General features: G+C 37.8%; 13 protein-coding genes. 3 read left to right on the top strand and 10 right to left on the bottom strand.

The genetic code is table 11. The features are described from left to right. The first annotated feature begins 47 nt into the window (after positions 1-47). Entirely contained in the window at positions 48-722 is a 675-nt protein-coding gene (locus BM163_RS02785; protein ID WP_089800000.1) for a peptidylprolyl isomerase, read from the top strand. 133 nt (positions 723-855) lie between these two features. Here BM163_RS02785 and BM163_RS02780 read toward each other — a convergent pair whose 3' ends face one another. From BM163_RS02780 to BM163_RS02770, 3 genes are all read right to left on the bottom strand, one after another. Beyond that, on the bottom strand, positions 856-2,199 hold the full coding sequence (locus BM163_RS02780) for an APC family permease (protein ID WP_089799998.1): 1,344 nt from the start codon (positions 2,197-2,199) through the stop codon (positions 856-858). Positions 2,200-2,693: 494 nt separating this feature from the next. Next, complete coding sequence (locus BM163_RS02775) at positions 2,694-3,254, bottom strand: sugar O-acetyltransferase (RefSeq protein WP_089799996.1); 561 nt, start codon at positions 3,252-3,254, stop codon at positions 2,694-2,696. Between the two features lie 67 nt (positions 3,255-3,321). Next, positions 3,322-4,200: a LysR family transcriptional regulator gene (locus BM163_RS02770; RefSeq protein WP_089799994.1), complete on the bottom strand. Its 879-nt coding sequence runs from the start codon at positions 4,198-4,200 to the stop codon at positions 3,322-3,324. A 169-nt stretch (positions 4,201-4,369) separates the two neighbouring features. Here BM163_RS02770 and BM163_RS02765 point away from each other — a divergent pair, with 169 nt between their 5' ends. Both BM163_RS02765 and BM163_RS02760 read left to right on the top strand, forming a co-directional pair. After that, positions 4,370-5,368: a YeiH family protein gene (locus tag BM163_RS02765; RefSeq protein ID WP_089799992.1), complete on the top strand. Its 999-nt coding sequence runs from the start codon at positions 4,370-4,372 to the stop codon at positions 5,366-5,368. Between the two features lie 61 nt (positions 5,369-5,429). Continuing rightward, positions 5,430-5,636, top strand: coding sequence for a hypothetical protein (locus BM163_RS02760; protein ID WP_089799990.1), 207 nt, complete (start codon positions 5,430-5,432; stop codon positions 5,634-5,636). Between the two features lie 166 nt (positions 5,637-5,802). Here the strand turns inward: BM163_RS02760 and BM163_RS02755 are convergent, their stop codons facing one another. The 7 genes from BM163_RS02755 to BM163_RS02725 form a co-directional block, all read right to left on the bottom strand. Beyond that, a complete protein-coding gene (locus BM163_RS02755; protein WP_089799988.1) occupies positions 5,803-7,071 on the bottom strand; it encodes an O-acetylhomoserine aminocarboxypropyltransferase/cysteine synthase family protein in 1,269 nt (422 codons plus the stop codon). Positions 7,072-7,274: 203 nt separating this feature from the next. Then, positions 7,275-8,627: a YjiH family protein gene (locus tag BM163_RS02750; RefSeq protein WP_089799986.1), complete on the bottom strand. Its 1,353-nt coding sequence runs from the start codon at positions 8,625-8,627 to the stop codon at positions 7,275-7,277. Positions 8,628-8,806: 179 nt separating this feature from the next. Next, complete coding sequence (locus BM163_RS02745; RefSeq protein ID WP_089799984.1) at positions 8,807-10,474, bottom strand: ABC transporter permease; 1,668 nt, start codon at positions 10,472-10,474, stop codon at positions 8,807-8,809. A gap of 35 nt (positions 10,475-10,509) precedes the next feature. Continuing rightward, on the bottom strand, positions 10,510-11,598 hold the full coding sequence (locus BM163_RS02740) for an extracellular solute-binding protein (protein WP_371859481.1): 1,089 nt from the start codon (positions 11,596-11,598) through the stop codon (positions 10,510-10,512). A gap of 161 nt (positions 11,599-11,759) precedes the next feature. Then, entirely contained in the window at positions 11,760-12,821 is a 1,062-nt protein-coding gene (locus BM163_RS02735; RefSeq protein WP_089799980.1) for an ABC transporter ATP-binding protein, read from the bottom strand. Positions 12,822-13,074: 253 nt separating this feature from the next. Next, complete coding sequence (locus BM163_RS02730; protein WP_089800191.1) at positions 13,075-13,269, bottom strand: YwbE family protein; 195 nt, start codon at positions 13,267-13,269, stop codon at positions 13,075-13,077. A 943-nt stretch (positions 13,270-14,212) separates the two neighbouring features. Continuing rightward, on the bottom strand, positions 14,213-15,484 hold the full coding sequence (locus BM163_RS02725) for a RidA family protein (protein ID WP_089799978.1): 1,272 nt from the start codon (positions 15,482-15,484) through the stop codon (positions 14,213-14,215). Positions 15,485-15,717 lie beyond the last annotated feature (233 nt).

Genomic DNA, 15,717 nt, shown 5'->3' with positions numbered 1-15,717 from the left:
ATTAATGATATACTGTGTGAGGACAACATTTGTAGGAGGAATTAAGAATGAAAAAATACATCGTAGTAATTATTAGTTTAATCACCATCACACTTTTAATGCTTACCGCTTGTAGCAACAATGCGTCATCGAATGACAGTGTAAAGGATGAGATGACCTTTGAAGAAGAACAAACACGGTTTTATGATGATTTTCCAGAAGTAGATAAAGCCCCATTAGTAACAATTGAACTTGATTCTGGAGAGGAAATTGTATTAGAACTGTATCCAGATATAGCCCCAATTACAGTAGCGAATTTTATCTCGCTAGTAGAAAGTGGTTTTTATGATTCACTCGGCTTCCACCGTGTGATTGAGAACTTTATGATTCAAGGGGGCGACCCTTTAGGTAATGGATTAGGTGGACCTGATTATTCAATTCCTGGTGAGTTTAAGTCCAATGGGTACGATAATACATTGAATCATGAACGTGGTGTTATCTCCATGGCACGTTCACAGTCACCCGACTCTGCCGGTTCACAATTCTTTATTATGCATGCTGATAGTGACCATCTTGATGGTGATTATGCCGCATTTGGACGCGTCATCGACGGAATTGAGGTCATCGATCAGATTGCTGCTGTAGAGACAAAAAAAGACGATGTCCCAGTGATCAAACAAGTAATGACACGAGTGACTGTCGATACCCAAGGTGTGGATTATCCGGAACCATTAAAAAAATAAGCGCTACATTATTATCGATAGTTAAACACAAAAACGGCACCATCTGCTTTTCTTCAATGAAGAAGTCCAAGCAAATAGTGCCGTTTTTTTTTGGTGTACACTCTATATTACTGAGAAGGGATTTAATAAATGATTATGAATCTAACCGTGCTTTGTTTTCGTTATAGTAGTAAATAATGAACCCAATCACACTAATAACAAAGAATAAAATCCATGTTAACAGTGATAATTGAAAAATTAAATAGAGACTAAAGACGACTGCTACAATGGGTAGGGTTGGAACGAATGGCACATAAAACTTACCATCTTTCGGGTTACCTTCTCGCTTTCTGATAACAATAATTCCGATAGCTAACATCATCATCACGATTAATGTGACGATATTTGTTACCTCTGCTAATTGCTGCAAAGGAACTAAACCAGTAAAAATACTCGTAATAATGCCTGCTGTCCATGTTGCTTTCGTTGGGACACCTGTCGTTTTATTTACATGATTCATATAGCTTGGAAGTAATCCACCTTTACTCATCGCATAGAGGAGTCTTGCTAATCCATAAAGCATCGCAATGAGAACTGTTAAAAGTGTCATAATGGCCCCCACAGATATAATGCTTGCGAGTACGTGCTGATCAACGTAACGCAAAGCGAAAGCGACCGGGTCTTTTACGTCAAGTTCACCAAAGGGGACTATTCCAGTTAAAACAAGTGTCACTAAAATATAAAGTAGCGCTGAAATGCCTATCGCAAAGAAGATTCCAAGCGGCAAACTTTTTTGCGGGTTTTTAACTTCTTCCGCGGCCATACTAATGGCGTCAAAACCTAAAAATGCAAAGAATAATAGAGCCGCTCCACTTGCAACACCATTAAAACCATATGGAAACATCGGTTGCCAGTTGCTCGGTTCTACAAAGAAAATTCCGACCACAATAAATAAAGTGATAATACCAAACTTAATAAAAAACATAAAGTTATTAAGTCTTAATGCCTTCTTAGCTTCAAATGACACTAACCACGTGACCAGTAAGGTCATTGACACCGCAATCAGGTCCACAAATGTACCTTGTTCTGGATTAAACGAAGCTTGAAAAACTAAAGGTAATCCAACTCCCATGCCATTCAAAAAACCATTAACATAGCCAGACCAACCAGATGCAACAGAGGCACTTGCAAGCAAGTATTCCCAGATAGTAAACCAACCAGCAACCCATGCCAGTCGTCTGCCAGCAATTTGTAACATATAGGCATAAGGTCCACCGACTACGGGATAACGACTTGCAAGCTCAGCATAACAAAGCCCCATCAAAAAAATAACAAAGCCAGCTAAAATAAACGAAAAAATTAAACCAGGCCCAGCATAATTTGCAGCCGCTGTTCCTGTGACGACGAAAATCCCCGTACCAATCACAGCTCCTAAACCTAATAAAACGAGATCAAGTGTCCCTAAATTCTTTTTTAACGGAATGGATTCCATACTCATAATGTGACTCCCCTTATATACATAATTTATCTTTTTTTATTTAAAATATACATCGTCGTAATCAACTTATACAACCGAAAGTAATGTTTTTTTTTAGTAGTTTGAAAGTCTTTTAAAAGTAACGCCAATAGAGCATAATCAGAACCTACGTGTACTTTTAGTTGGTCGACGTCATCTAATTACATGGTAAGATGCTTCTTCGTCGAAAAGGCCTCCAACATGTCATCAAAATTCCGGCCATCATCTGAATAATAATCCGTAAGAATAATGAATGATTTTTTCAATGTGACAAAAATAATATAAGCATCTCAGCGCTATTAACCTGTACAATTATATACAATCACAGGCTCTGTGCCAATAGGATTTCAAATATCTTTTTGTTTATCTTAAATATAAACATCAAATGAATCATAAGAAAAAGGCCCTCATGATATAGGCCTTAGTCACTAATGATGATGTGGCATGTCAACGTATAAGCGTTGATACATAACGTATCATGTCTGAATAATATCTTTAATAATACGCGCTGGATTCCCACCAATCACAACGTTATCAGGGAAACTCTTCGTCACAACCGCACCTGATGCAACGACAACACCGTTACCAAGTGTGACACCAGGATTAATGATAGCACCTCCACCAATCCATACATTATGACCAATGGTGATAGGCTTTGCGTATTCTTTACCAGAATTTCTTGCAGCATACTCGATTGGATGTGTGGCAGTGTAAATCTGTACATTTGGTGCTAACATACAATTGTCCCCAATCGTTACATCACACACATCGAGTATAACACTGTTAAAGTTAGCGTAAAAATTCTCGCCAACATGAGTATTATAACCATAATCAAATTGGATAGGTGGTTCCATGTGTAGATTTTCCCCAGTTGAACCTAACATTTTTTTTAATATTTTTTCTCGCTGAGTCGCCTCTTGTTCGGTCGTTTGGTTATATAGACGAACGCTTTTTCTGGCGTTTAAACGATCTTCTTTTAATTGTGAATCGCTCGGGTCATACATTTCTCCGGCTAACATTTTTTCTTTTTCAGTCATGCTATCTCCCCTATCTTTATTACTTTTTCAACTTAGATAAGTGCATCAGTTATATTAAGCAGAAAAACTATTTTGCTGATTCTGGAATAAACTGCGCATAAAAGTCTTGAATCCACGTTGATTTTAGTGAATGTTTCGGATAGATGAAAAATAACGGTCGTGTGAGACGCACGTCTTTTAATGATAAATAAGCTAAGTTGCTACTTATCACTTCATCTTCAACAACTTTTTCATACATAAACGATACAGCTTGCGAATTTCTTAAAATAGACTTAAGCAACATAAAGCTACCAATTTCATGGATTTCTTTAAATGATAAAAGTGAATCATTTTGTTGAGTTAAATATTGTTCAAATATTTTGCGCGTGCCAGATCCTTTTTCTCTTATGAGTAAAGGATACTGATAGAGATCAGTTACGCTCGCTTCTTTTTGCAAGAGTGGGTGTCCAGGTGAGACAACGGCTTTAAAATCCGTTTGTGTAAATGCATGATGGCTGAACATATCCTTATCAAAGATGCCCTCAATAAATGCACAATCGAGCTCATCATCTAATAACAGTTGAATAATGCGTTTTGTGTTATTTACTGAGACAGCGATATTGTCATGCCCTTTTTGAAGATAATCATTTAAATATTTAGGTAAATAATAATCTGCGATAGATAACGTAGCACCAATACGCATCGGTGCAGCAATCTGATTTAGCTTATTTTTTAAATGATGTTCATTAGACCTTTGAACTTGAACGTAATTATAAACCATCTTTCCTTGGTCTGTTAAATTGATCGCTTTACCCTTCATTTCTATAAGACGGGTTCCGTAGTATGCTTCTAACTTTTTCATGTGCTGACTTACGGCTGGTTGCGTTAAGTTCAATGCTTCGGCTGCTTTGGTGTAGTTCTTACACTCGACAACCTTTATAAATGTTAAGAGTTTTTGATCCAGCATTAAAATCGCTCCTTTTTTCAAATATCTTCATTTTTAAAAAAAGTGACATATTTGTCGGATGTAGTATAACATAAGTTTATTATAAATAACAAATCATCATTTTATTTTATCTTCTATTTCGGTTATGATACTAATGACAACGTTTAAGAAAGAAGGTTAATGAATTATTATGAAAAAAATACTTCCTGGTCTTTTACTTGCTTTTACGATCGCCGTGTTAGCGTCACTCGTGGAAACACTACTTCCCATGCATTTGATTGGTCGAGCGATTTTGGCTTTATTTATAGGTATATTACTCCACCCTTATATGATGAGAAACGATCGGTATATCCCCGGACTTGCCTTTACATCAAAAAAACTATTGAAATTTGCAATCATCTTAATGGGTAGTACGCTAAGTATCTCAGTAATCTTTAACGTCGGTAAATTGTCACTGAATGTCATGATTTTTACATTGCTAACATGTTTCCTTGGCGGTTATATCATTGGAAAAATGTTTGGTATTGATTGGCGATTAAGCTCATTAATCTCTGCAGGTACCGGCATTTGCGGTGGCTCGGCGATTGCGGCGCTATCACCTGTTATTAAAGCAAAAGATGCTGATGTTAGTTATGCGCTCTCTACAACATTTATTTTTGATATGTTGATGATCCTTTTGTTTCCCATCATGGGACAATGGTTAGGTTTATCAGACATTGCTTATGGTCTTTGGACGGGTACAGCGGTAAACGATACGTCAAGTGTAGTTGCGGCTGGCTATGCGTTTTCAGAACAAGCAGGCAATTTTGCTACAACAGTGAAATTAACTCGAACCTTGGCTATTATTCCAACAATACTCGTCTTTTCTTGGGTGCAACATCGAATAGAACCAACGTCACAGCGTATGAAATTCAATTTGACAGCGATTTTCCCCTGGTTTATATTAGGCTTTATTCTTATGGCCTTGCTTAACACCATTGGCTTTATTCCGATTCAAATACAATCTGTACTTCAGTCATTTAGTCAATTTTTAATGGTCATGGCACTGAGTGCTATTGGCTTAAGAACTTCTTTGAGAGATGTCAAACAATCTGGAACAAAACCGTTTATTCTAGGTTTTATAATATCTGCCCTTGTCGTTATTGTAGCCTTTTTGGTTGAAATGGCTATGGGTCTTATTACGTTTTAAATGGTCACTACAGTGGTATAAGATAAGTAGTTAGGTAGACTAAAAAGAAGAGGTGATTGATATGGATATCAATGGTATTATCAATCGAACTGTCACTAAAATCCTTACGGATGAAGCGTTTAAGGAACGCTTCTTTGATGATCCTGTTACGGCTTTAGAGGAAACGGCTGATGTTCACTTACCTAATGAGCATATTGACCCGATTATTGAAGGTGTTAAAGCTAAATTAAAGCTGAAGAAAACAACGAACATGCCGTATAATATGTAGTGGTTTTTATCTCTTATTGTTAACAAACACCGAGCGTCTGCGATTTAGTATTTAGCAGACGCTCGGTGTTTATTTCTCTTCAATTAATCGAAACATTGTTGTTTCGAAAATATTCCTTACAAGACGTGGATAGGTTGTTTTAGAATAACATCAGTTAGTCCGAGGCTTATTTTGATTTTTCAAACGCTTGCTTTAAGTCGTCTATTATATCCTCAACATCCTCTAACCCAACAGATAAGCGGATTAATCCAGGTGTAATCCCCGCCTCTTTTAATTGTTCATCATTTAATTGGCGGTGTGTTTCTGATGCTGGGTGAAGCACACACGTTCTAATATCTGCCACATGGACAACGTTGCTTGCAAGTTCTAATCCGTCCATGAATTTTATCGCTCGGTCTTTACCACCACTAATGTCAAAAGAAATCACACCACTTGCACCAGCTGGGGTGTATTTTTTCATCCATTTATGATTCGGGTCTGTTTTAAGACCAGGATAAAACACAGTCTGTACCTCAGTTGAAGCATATAAAAATTCAGCAACCTTCAACGCGTTTTCACAGTGCTTTTCCATTCTTACTGCTAAAGTTTCAAGCCCTAAATTTAATAAAAAAGCAGTGTGAGCTGCAGGATAAGCACCTATATCCCGCATCAGCTGAACACGAGCTTTTGTAATATATGCGGCTTCTTTAAAGTCTTTAGTGTATATGACACCGTGATAGGAGTTATCTGGCTCTGTAAATTCAGGGAAATTACCATTTGTCCAATCAAATGTTCCGCTATCTACAATGACACCACCTACTTGGACAGCATGACCGTCCATATACTTGGTTGTTGAATGAATAACAATATCCGCACCAAATCCTATAGGTCGACAAAGGATTGGGGTCGCAAATGTATTATCAATGATTAAGGGAATGTGGTGTTGGTGGGCAAATGTGGCGAACTTTTCAATATCTAGAATCGTCATCGCAGGGTTAGCGATTGTCTCACCAAATACAGCTTTTGTATTTGGTTTTATATATTGACTTAACGTTTCAAGCGGTTTTGTTGGATCAACAAATGTACAGTCGATGCCAAAACGCTTAAGTGTAACCGCAAATAAATTAACTGTCCCACCATAAATGGTAGACGCACTGATAAAGTGATCGCCTGCTTTTAAAAGTGTCATCAAACTGATCATCGTTGCTGCTTGACCTGATGATGTGCAAAGAGCACCAACGCCCCCCTCCAGTGCAGCAATCTTTTCTTCAACAGCTTGTACTGTTGGATTAGAAATACGTGAATACATATGTCCTGCTTTGGTTAAATCAAATAACTCACCAATAGCCTCTGTTGAATCATAGGTATATGTTGTACTTTGGTAAATAGGTAGCACCCTTGGCTCACCATTGCCTGGTTTATAACCTTCGTGTAGTACTTTTGTTTTCATGCGCATAAGATAACCTCCATAATATTCTGAAAATACTGAATGAATGTCTACTATAGCATGAATATTAAGAATAATGTACGCAGGAACAGTCTATAGCTAGTTATAGTTTAAACCTATAGAGTCTAACTATGAACTTAATTAATATAGACGCCCATAATTTAAAAAAACCGCACCCTTACAACATTGTATAGGCACGGTTAACATATGAGTTAAAATGATATAACATTGAAGTAAACGAGTACTTCTGTTAAGAGATATAGTAATGGAATGGACAACAAGGTTCGGAATAAAAATACTTTAATAATATCAAAGAAGTTAAGGCCAATTTTCGTTTTAACTAAAATCATTCCTGTTTCTGATAAAAAGACCAGTTGGGTAAAAGCTAATACGCCAATAAAGAAGCGACTGGCTTCAGACGTTGCATTCGTAATAAATAAGGCAGGTAAATACATATCTGCAAACCCAGCAAGTGTCGCAGGAGCCATAAGCTGTGCTGTTTCAGCCCCATAACCGAACCACTCATATAAATAAATAAACGGGGCACTAATCACTGAAAAGAAAGCTGTATATTCTGCGACAATAAGGGATAATGTACCAACAGTCATAATAATGGGTAAAAAACCAATGTATATATTTAATACATTTGTCACCGCTTCTTTAATAACGTCGACAATTTTAACGCGTGATGCCTGTTCAATCGCTAATTGATAACTGTATGAGATTAATGATTGGTCAGTTGGCACATCAACCGTCTTTGGCGTCGTCCCCGCATAATAAGTTGGTGTAAACTTCTTAAGTGGTAAACGTGATGTAATAAAGGCAAGTATAATCGTTATGAGAACGATCGCACCATAAAAAACCGGGAAAATATGCCCGAAACTCAGCTCTTCTGCCACTGCCGCCGCAAACGCAATCCCAACAATAGAAAAGCTTGTAGCAATAATATAAGCCTCTCTTCGATTGTAATAACCGCGTTGGTATTGTTGATCCGTTACTACAATCCCAATCGTCCCATCACCGACAAAAGAAGCAATGGCATCAATTGTTGAATAACCAGGTACTTTAAATACCTTTACAACGACGGGGCCAAGTAATGTTCCTAAAAATTCAACGACGCCAAAGTGAGTAAGGAGTGGTAAAGCTAAAATACCGACGAGAAATGTAATATATAACGTCGTTAATAATCCACCTTCACCTGCCATGACACCACCTGTGTAAGGGTCGAGTATGACTGATCCGATAGATGTATGACTAAACCACTCGTTCATTAACATTAAATACAAAAATGATCCTGAAACTCTAAGAAATACGTTGAGCGGTGAGGCTTTAAATAAGTCGTTTAACCATTGGTTTTTCGTTGATATTACCGTAAACAGTAATGTCATAATCAACACAAACCAAGCCATAATTGTTGTCATCAAAATAAACGGATCAAATAGATGATTATTTACCACATCAACAATATGCGAAATCATTATTTTACTTTCATTATTTAGTTCAATAGGCATTAAAAAAAAGATGAATCCAGCCAGTGATAAAAAGATAAATTTAATATGTTTCATGTCAGTGCCCTCCTATAATATCAAACGAGAAACAGGATATCACAACATAGACATTAACACAAGCTTTTTTTGAATAAAATCACATAAGTGTGTATATTTATTCTTTATGCTGTTTTTATAGCTCACTAGACAGCAGCTATGGGTCGCATACCATAGCTTATCTGAATGAAGTGATCTAGCTAATACTTATTGATCAAAAAACGTAACGGAAAAATAGAAACCCCAATAATAATTAAAGCGGCTGGTGCGGCTTGATGATAGATAGCTTCTGAAGCTTCAAAATACACCCTGACAGCTAACGTGTCAAAACCCGGTGGCCGTAACATAAGTGTTGCGGGTAACTCTTTGATTGCACTCACAAACACGAGCGCCCCACCAGATAAAAGACCGGGTAAGATTGCCGGCAAGGTCACTTTATACATGACTTTCCAAGGCGGATGCCCTAAACTGCGCGCCGCTTCATCAATCTTAGGTGAGACAAGCGCTAAAGAAGCATCTGCTGCCTGCATTGCCTGAGGCAAGAAGCGCACGATAAATGCGAGGCTTAACATAAATACCGTATTATATAACAATGGTATGTGATTATTAAAGACAAAGACAAAGCCCAAAGCAACAATGACACCTGGTAAAGCATATCCCCCGTAAGCAAGTCGATTAATTAAACGCGTGACACGTGAAGGGTAGCGTCCTTTTAAATAGACCAAAGGTAAAGCCAACATCATAGAAAACAGAGCGACCCATGTTGAAAGCTGTAAGCTGTTCCAAGCAAACCCGATAAACCGTGTATCTATTGCTCCACGCCCCAAGCCAATGATCGTCCAATAAACTAATACTGATACTGGGACTACGACCGATAGAATAAATATGCTATAGGCATATGTTGTGACAAGTAACCTCCATTTCCCTAAAGCTAGTCGTTGCGGTTGTTTAAAACCGCTAGGCGTTTGACTAAATCGAGTCCGTCTTCGGCTCATCGATTCAAGGTATAAAATCAGGAGTGTTAATATAACGAGAACTAGACTTAAAATTGATGCGGATTCGGTATCAAATCCTGCCCGTTGAAAATAAATCGCTGCTGTAAAAGTGACGTAGCGTAACATAGCAACCGCTCCAAAATCAGACAAGGCATAAAGAGCAACAAGAATGGCACTAGCCCCAATAGCTGGTCGTAAAAAAGGCAAGTTGACACGAAAAAACACGCCCCATGTTGATAGTCCCTGAGACCTTGCAACTTCTTCATAATTTCGATTCATTCGATTTAACGTCGAACCCGTTATCAAATACACATAAGGATAAGTGAACATCGTTAGTACAAAAACAACGCCCCAAAAAGAATATGGATTAAATGGAAAGGCCGGTAAAAAGCCAACCGCATCCCATATGTTCTTTAGCCGTCCGCTTGGGCCAAGAAATATGATATAGGTGACAGCTCCTACATAAGGCGGAACGACCAATGGTAAACTTAATAATACTTTTAGAAACCGTCTGCCTGGTAAATCCGTTCGATGAACAAACCACGCTAATGATACACCTAGTAAGACGGCACTTAACGTTACCATGATGGTTAAAGACATGGTATTCCACAACAATTCAGGAATTCGCCCATCCAATAAGCGCGCCCATTTGCTCTGATCTGCACGAGCCGCTTGGATAAGGACATAAAGAATCGGAATCACCATAAGGAGCGACGTTAATGCACCAATCGAGAATAAGATCCCACCTGGTGGTTTTTCTTCAAAAACTATAAAATTTATCTTCCTAAAAAAATCCAAAAGGGTTGAAGCACGTGGCACTTCAACCTTCTGATGTGGGTTTTGTTTATTAAATTGATCTGTATGTTTTTTCATTAATAACAGCCCCTCACGGCATTATGTCAATACCTTTATCGCAACTCTAAATCTAACCCTGATGATTCAATGAGTAAACGCGTATCTTCAAAGTATTGCCCCAATTCACGAATAGGCATCTCTTGGATATGGAGCTCATCAAATGAAACAATATAGGGTGCTACTTCTTCTGGATACTCTGCACCATACTCGGCATTAATCAATAGTTCTAGCGATTCACCAACAAATTCCACTTGATTTTCTGGTTCTAATAACCATTCTAAGAACTTAATACCTGCCGTTTGATTTGGTCCACCGGCAACCAATCCAGCACCTGCTGCATTGGCAACAGCACCCATTTGATCCGGCTCTTGGTCTAAATAAATGAAGCCGACATTGTTATCGGTTGGTTCTAATAATTGTTGATGGAAATAATAATTATTAACAAGACCAAAGGCGTGTTGTCCTTCGCCAACTGCACGACGTATATCACCATGGCCATTATAAATACCTGCTGCTTGATTGCGAATCGTTTCAATCCATTCGGCCGTGCGCTCATCTCCCCACTCATATCTAAGGGCCGACACATGACCGATCATTCCACCATTACCCCCACGAGTAATCGCGTAGCCATTTTCTATCGTTGATAAATCTAAATCAAACAAGTCCTCAACAGATTTAGGCATATCAGCCTCATCAATCAAGTCTTTATTGTAGATAAAGCCACGGGCCCGGGCTGAAATAGCAAAATAGCTGTTATCTTCCGCACGAAAATCAGCAGGTATAGACTCAATTCCCTCTAATTCGGTGCCAGTTAACACGTCATTCATCGCCAAATAACCAAGCGCACCCAAATCATTTGAAATATAAACATCTGCTTGAACATTGTTTTGTTCCTCAACCAATTGTAAAGGTTCTGCTCCATGTAAAGCAATCACTTCGATACCGGTATCTGCTTCAAACTTATCCAATAACGGTTGCACAAAATTCTCATTTCGTGCTGAGTAGACGACCAATTGTTTCTCAGTCACATCGTCATCTGCCGTGTTATCTGTTGATTCATCATTTACATTCTGACAAGCTGATAATATGACAAATGCTATTAATAATAATACGAGCACACTATTTATACGTTTTTTTTCCACCATTTTCTCCCCCTCTTCATATTAAATGAGAATGAATCTCACTAGATATGAAAGTAGTATAGCTTATTTGCGAATTGTCTGTCAATTCTTTTTTGTTTCACTAAGAAATAGAACATGTCTCTCCCTTTAGAGAGAGAAAAAATGAAGGTGTCATTATTACCTTAGGCTTCAACTAATGTCACCATTTCCGAACGAATATCAAATGATAGTCGACTTCCTACTTGTACATCTTCATCAATACTAACATAAAGTACTATAGGTTCCCTAGTGTGGTCTCCATCTAAATGAAGAAACACTTCTTGGTACTCGCCACTGTACATCACCCTGTCAATCATCCCGTGATAACGTCCTTCTCCCTGTTTGTTAATGACGCAAGCTTCAGGTCGCACGGATAGATGCACATCCGTCATCGCTTGATCCGTTTTCTCGGGTAAGCAGATGCGACCGATAGGGGTAAGGACATGTTTTTGATCTGCTTCTAAGGTTCCTTGAAGGAGATTAGTCTTACCGATAAACTGAGCGACGAAACAGTTGCGCGGACATCGGTACATGTCTTTTGGCGTTGCGATTTGTTGAATAACTCCTTGATTCATTACAACAACTCGATCGGAAACCACGAAGGCATCTTTTTGATCATGACTAACGAGTATAGCAGTCGTATTGGCTTTTCGCAAAATATCTGTCACATCTTGCCGCATTTGCTCTCTTAAACTAGCATCTAAATTGCTAAAAGGTTCATCCATTAAAATCACATAGGGGTTTGGTGCTAAAGCTCTTGCCAGGGCAATACGCTGTTGTTGACCACCTGATAATTCATGTGGAAATCGGTCTTTATATGGTAGAAGCTCTACCAAGTTAAGGACTTCTTCTGCCCGCTTTTTTCTAGCCTTCTTGGTCATACGTGTTAAACCAAACATGACGTTTTTTTCAATCGTTAGATGAGGAAACAAAGCATAATCTTGAAACACCATACCAATTCCTCGTTTTTCTGGTGCAAGTGCATAATGGCCTTGATCGACAACCGTTCCATCTATAGTGATTGTTCCACTTGTCGCTTTTTCAAATCCCGCAATCATTCGTAAGGTTGTTGTTTTACCACAGCCACTTGGACCTAATAAAGTAACAATCTCCCCTTTTTCAATCTTTAAATGCAAATGATTAACAGCTGGTTGACTCGAGCCACTGTAAAACTTAGTTACATCAGTTAATTCAATAAAACTCATCGACTTCGCCCCCTGCCTTTTCTATCTAACCCATTTAATTTTATCTCTACGTGAAGTATAGCATAAATCCCTTCACCTTTAGAACCACCATGACTTTCACATCTTGTATAACAATGGTTTTCTAGTTAAATCACTACTATTGCAAGGAAGGATAGTTTTGAAAGTGCTTTTTTAGACAATATTAAAAGTAACATCCTAAAATTTCTTTCCCTTTAAGATGTTACTTTATATTTTTAACAAATTAAGTAATTATCTAATTGTTAATTTTTTTAACACGTCCAACAATCCCTGACGTTAATCTCACTTTGATACCGTGTGGGTGTGACGCGCTTTTTGTTAGAATATCTTGAACGATACCTTCTGTTAATTTATTCGTTTTTTGATCTTGTTTTTGAACTACTGAGACTGACATACCTGATTTAATCTCTTGTCGGTTTTTCCCATCCATTTTAACACCTACTCTCATTTTTTTCGCTTCTACGTTGCAGCCAAGGACGCCATCATTTAATCAATTAAAACAATAATTGTTTACCTGCCTTATACTCTTGCCCTCTCAATAACAGCAGCTGAGTTAAGTGAGATACATTTAGACACTATCGCCTGCATAAGAATCATATCATAAATACAACGTGTATCATTTTCACTATCAACGTAGGTACGAAAACCAGCTTAAAATGATTAGATACTATCTATAGATCTTCCTTATGCTATTTATATATTTATATTAAGTTGGCAAGTAAGCATCTTCGATCAAGTACTTTGATTCATCTTTAACAGCTTCTGATTGATTATATCATATACAATCAATCAGAGTATTACTTAAGTGCCTCAATCTTCTGTGTATGATATGTGCTTAAAAACGATCTATGTATACAGCCTATATTTATAAATTTGCAGTGATTCCTAAATAAGTAGCCTGAACAATCTTACAACGTACTTTCTATCACTAATAGTATAAGAGATTTATTAAACAAATTAATCCAGAATGGATTAGAGTACTAGTAGAGTCATTTAAATAGCTTGCAGCGCGTCAGATTTTTAAGCTTGAAATATCCAAGTGAAAGCCATAGAGATTAGCTCTAGGGTTGAAATAAGCTCTACACAAGTCCACTTTTATATGTTAAAACTTAAAAAGGTGCAGGTGAATGATTTTTATTAGAGAAACACTGTTTCACTAAAAACCTCTTCACCGACACCATATTTTATCCAAACAAAGTATATAAATCGTATTTTTAAAAGGCTGAAGTCTAACTACCCACTTATCACTAATGTTTTAAATAAAGTGACTGCTTAATAATATATGACACAACCACTTAACATACGCTAATTTAAAACGCCCTTACATCTCGCATTCATTTGCTTATCTAAAAATAACGACCGGTAGTAAGTTATTATACTCTAGGTGGTGTACCTTCAGCATTTGCAACAACGACGTCAATCTGAATTAAAGCGTCTTGAGGTATTGCTGATACGCCAACGGTTCTTCGGGCAGGCGTGCCATTTGGGAAAAATGTTGAGTAAACGTCATCAACCGCTTTAATATCGGTGATATCTTTAAGGAATATATTCACTTTTACGACATCATCCATTACATGATCAATACTTTCTATAATTGTCTGAATGTTTTTCAAACACTGTTCAGCCTGCTCCTTCACACCACCAGATACTATTTCACCCGTTTTAACGTCTATAGGCAATTGAGCTGAAAGATGGTTGTAATGAGAAAATGCAACGGTTTGTGTAGATAGAGAACTAACAGGGGCATTTTCTGTATTGTTCGCATATATAACGATTCCGTGTCGATCCTCTATAAGCTGCGGAGGTGTCCCATCACCATGCGATACAACTGCTTCAATCTGTACCGATGCATCCATTGGCAATGCCGAAACTTCGACCGCTGTTCTAGCCGGCATATAAGCTACAGCTCTTGCGATAGCTGAGTCTGGGAAGAATGTTGTATAAACGTCATTTACAGTGTCAATATCTGAAAGGTCGGTTAGAAAAACAGTGATTTTAACAATATCATCAAAAGGAACGTCAATGCTTTCTAAAATAGTTTTAATATTCTTTAAGCACTGTCTTGCTTGTTCCTTCACACCACCAATGACTAATCTACCGGTTTTTGGATCGATAGGCAATTGTGCTGTAAGGTTATTGTAGTGTGAGAATGCGACCGTTTGTGTAGAAAGAATACTTGTTGGTGCGTTTGATGTATTATGTGCTAACTTTATAAGGTCACCTGCTTGTGGTGCATTTGGAATTGTACCTTCACCATTGGATATAAGCGCTTCAACTTGCACTAACGCATCCATTGGTAATGCTTCAACAGCAATGACCGTCAAGGTTGGAACATAGGTGCTGAAAAATGTTTTTAACACATCGTTAACGGCATCTTGATCGCTAATATTCTTTAAGAATATAGTTACTCTAACGACATCGCTCATAACATGGTCGATACCCTCTACAATAGCCTTGATGTTATTAAAGCACTGAATAGCTTGCTCTTTTATGCCACCAGAAATTAATTCACCCGTTTGTGGGTCGATTGGTAGTTGTGCTGAAAGGTTGTTGTAGTGAGAGAACGCGACCGTTTGTGAATATGGACCGATACTCTTGGGAGCGCTTTCGACGTTTCTTGCTAATACTGTGTTATAGTTGCTCATGATTGATTTCTCCTTTTTAATAGCTATGCTATATTTATAATCTCCTGTTTCGCTCCATAAAAATCGGTCTAAATCATTTAATAACTGACGATTTTTTCTTGAAAAGTGCACATACAAATGAAAATGAAAACGGATCGTTTATCAACATGAGGCATCACTTAAGTCATTGATCAGTAAATTCACTCTCCGTGTTAACGCTTCCATTTTCTTCAATGCTATAGCTAAACTGGCCA

The sequence above is a fragment of the Halolactibacillus alkaliphilus genome (assembly GCF_900115465.1).
GTDB classification, from domain to species: Bacteria; Bacillota; Bacilli; order Bacillales; family Amphibacillaceae; genus Halolactibacillus; species Halolactibacillus alkaliphilus.
The sequence above is the reverse complement of the archived record's forward strand: the minus strand, read 5'-3'. Positions and strand labels throughout refer to the sequence as shown.

Coding starts and splice junctions, on each gene's coding strand:
- BM163_RS02735 (WP_089799980.1), bottom strand. CDS start 12,821: ATGAGTTTTATTGAATTAACTGATGTAACTAAGTTTTACAGTGGCTCG.
- BM163_RS02725 (WP_089799978.1), bottom strand. CDS start 15,484: ATGAGCAACTATAACACAGTATTAGCAAGAAACGTCGAAAGCGCTCCC.
- BM163_RS02730 (WP_089800191.1), bottom strand. CDS start 13,269: ATGGATGGGAAAAACCGACAAGAGATTAAATCAGGTATGTCAGTCTCA.
- BM163_RS02780 (WP_089799998.1), bottom strand. CDS start 2,199: ATGAGTATGGAATCCATTCCGTTAAAAAAGAATTTAGGGACACTTGAT.
- BM163_RS02760 (WP_089799990.1), top strand. CDS start 5,430: ATGGATATCAATGGTATTATCAATCGAACTGTCACTAAAATCCTTACG.
- BM163_RS02770 (WP_089799994.1), bottom strand. CDS start 4,200: ATGCTGGATCAAAAACTCTTAACATTTATAAAGGTTGTCGAGTGTAAG.
- BM163_RS02785 (WP_089800000.1), top strand. CDS start 48: ATGAAAAAATACATCGTAGTAATTATTAGTTTAATCACCATCACACTT.
- BM163_RS02745 (WP_089799984.1), bottom strand. CDS start 10,474: ATGAAAAAACATACAGATCAATTTAATAAACAAAACCCACATCAGAAG.
- BM163_RS02755 (WP_089799988.1), bottom strand. CDS start 7,071: ATGCGCATGAAAACAAAAGTACTACACGAAGGTTATAAACCAGGCAAT.
- BM163_RS02775 (WP_089799996.1), bottom strand. CDS start 3,254: ATGACTGAAAAAGAAAAAATGTTAGCCGGAGAAATGTATGACCCGAGC.
- BM163_RS02750 (WP_089799986.1), bottom strand. CDS start 8,627: ATGAAACATATTAAATTTATCTTTTTATCACTGGCTGGATTCATCTTT.
- BM163_RS02765 (WP_089799992.1), top strand. CDS start 4,370: ATGAAAAAAATACTTCCTGGTCTTTTACTTGCTTTTACGATCGCCGTG.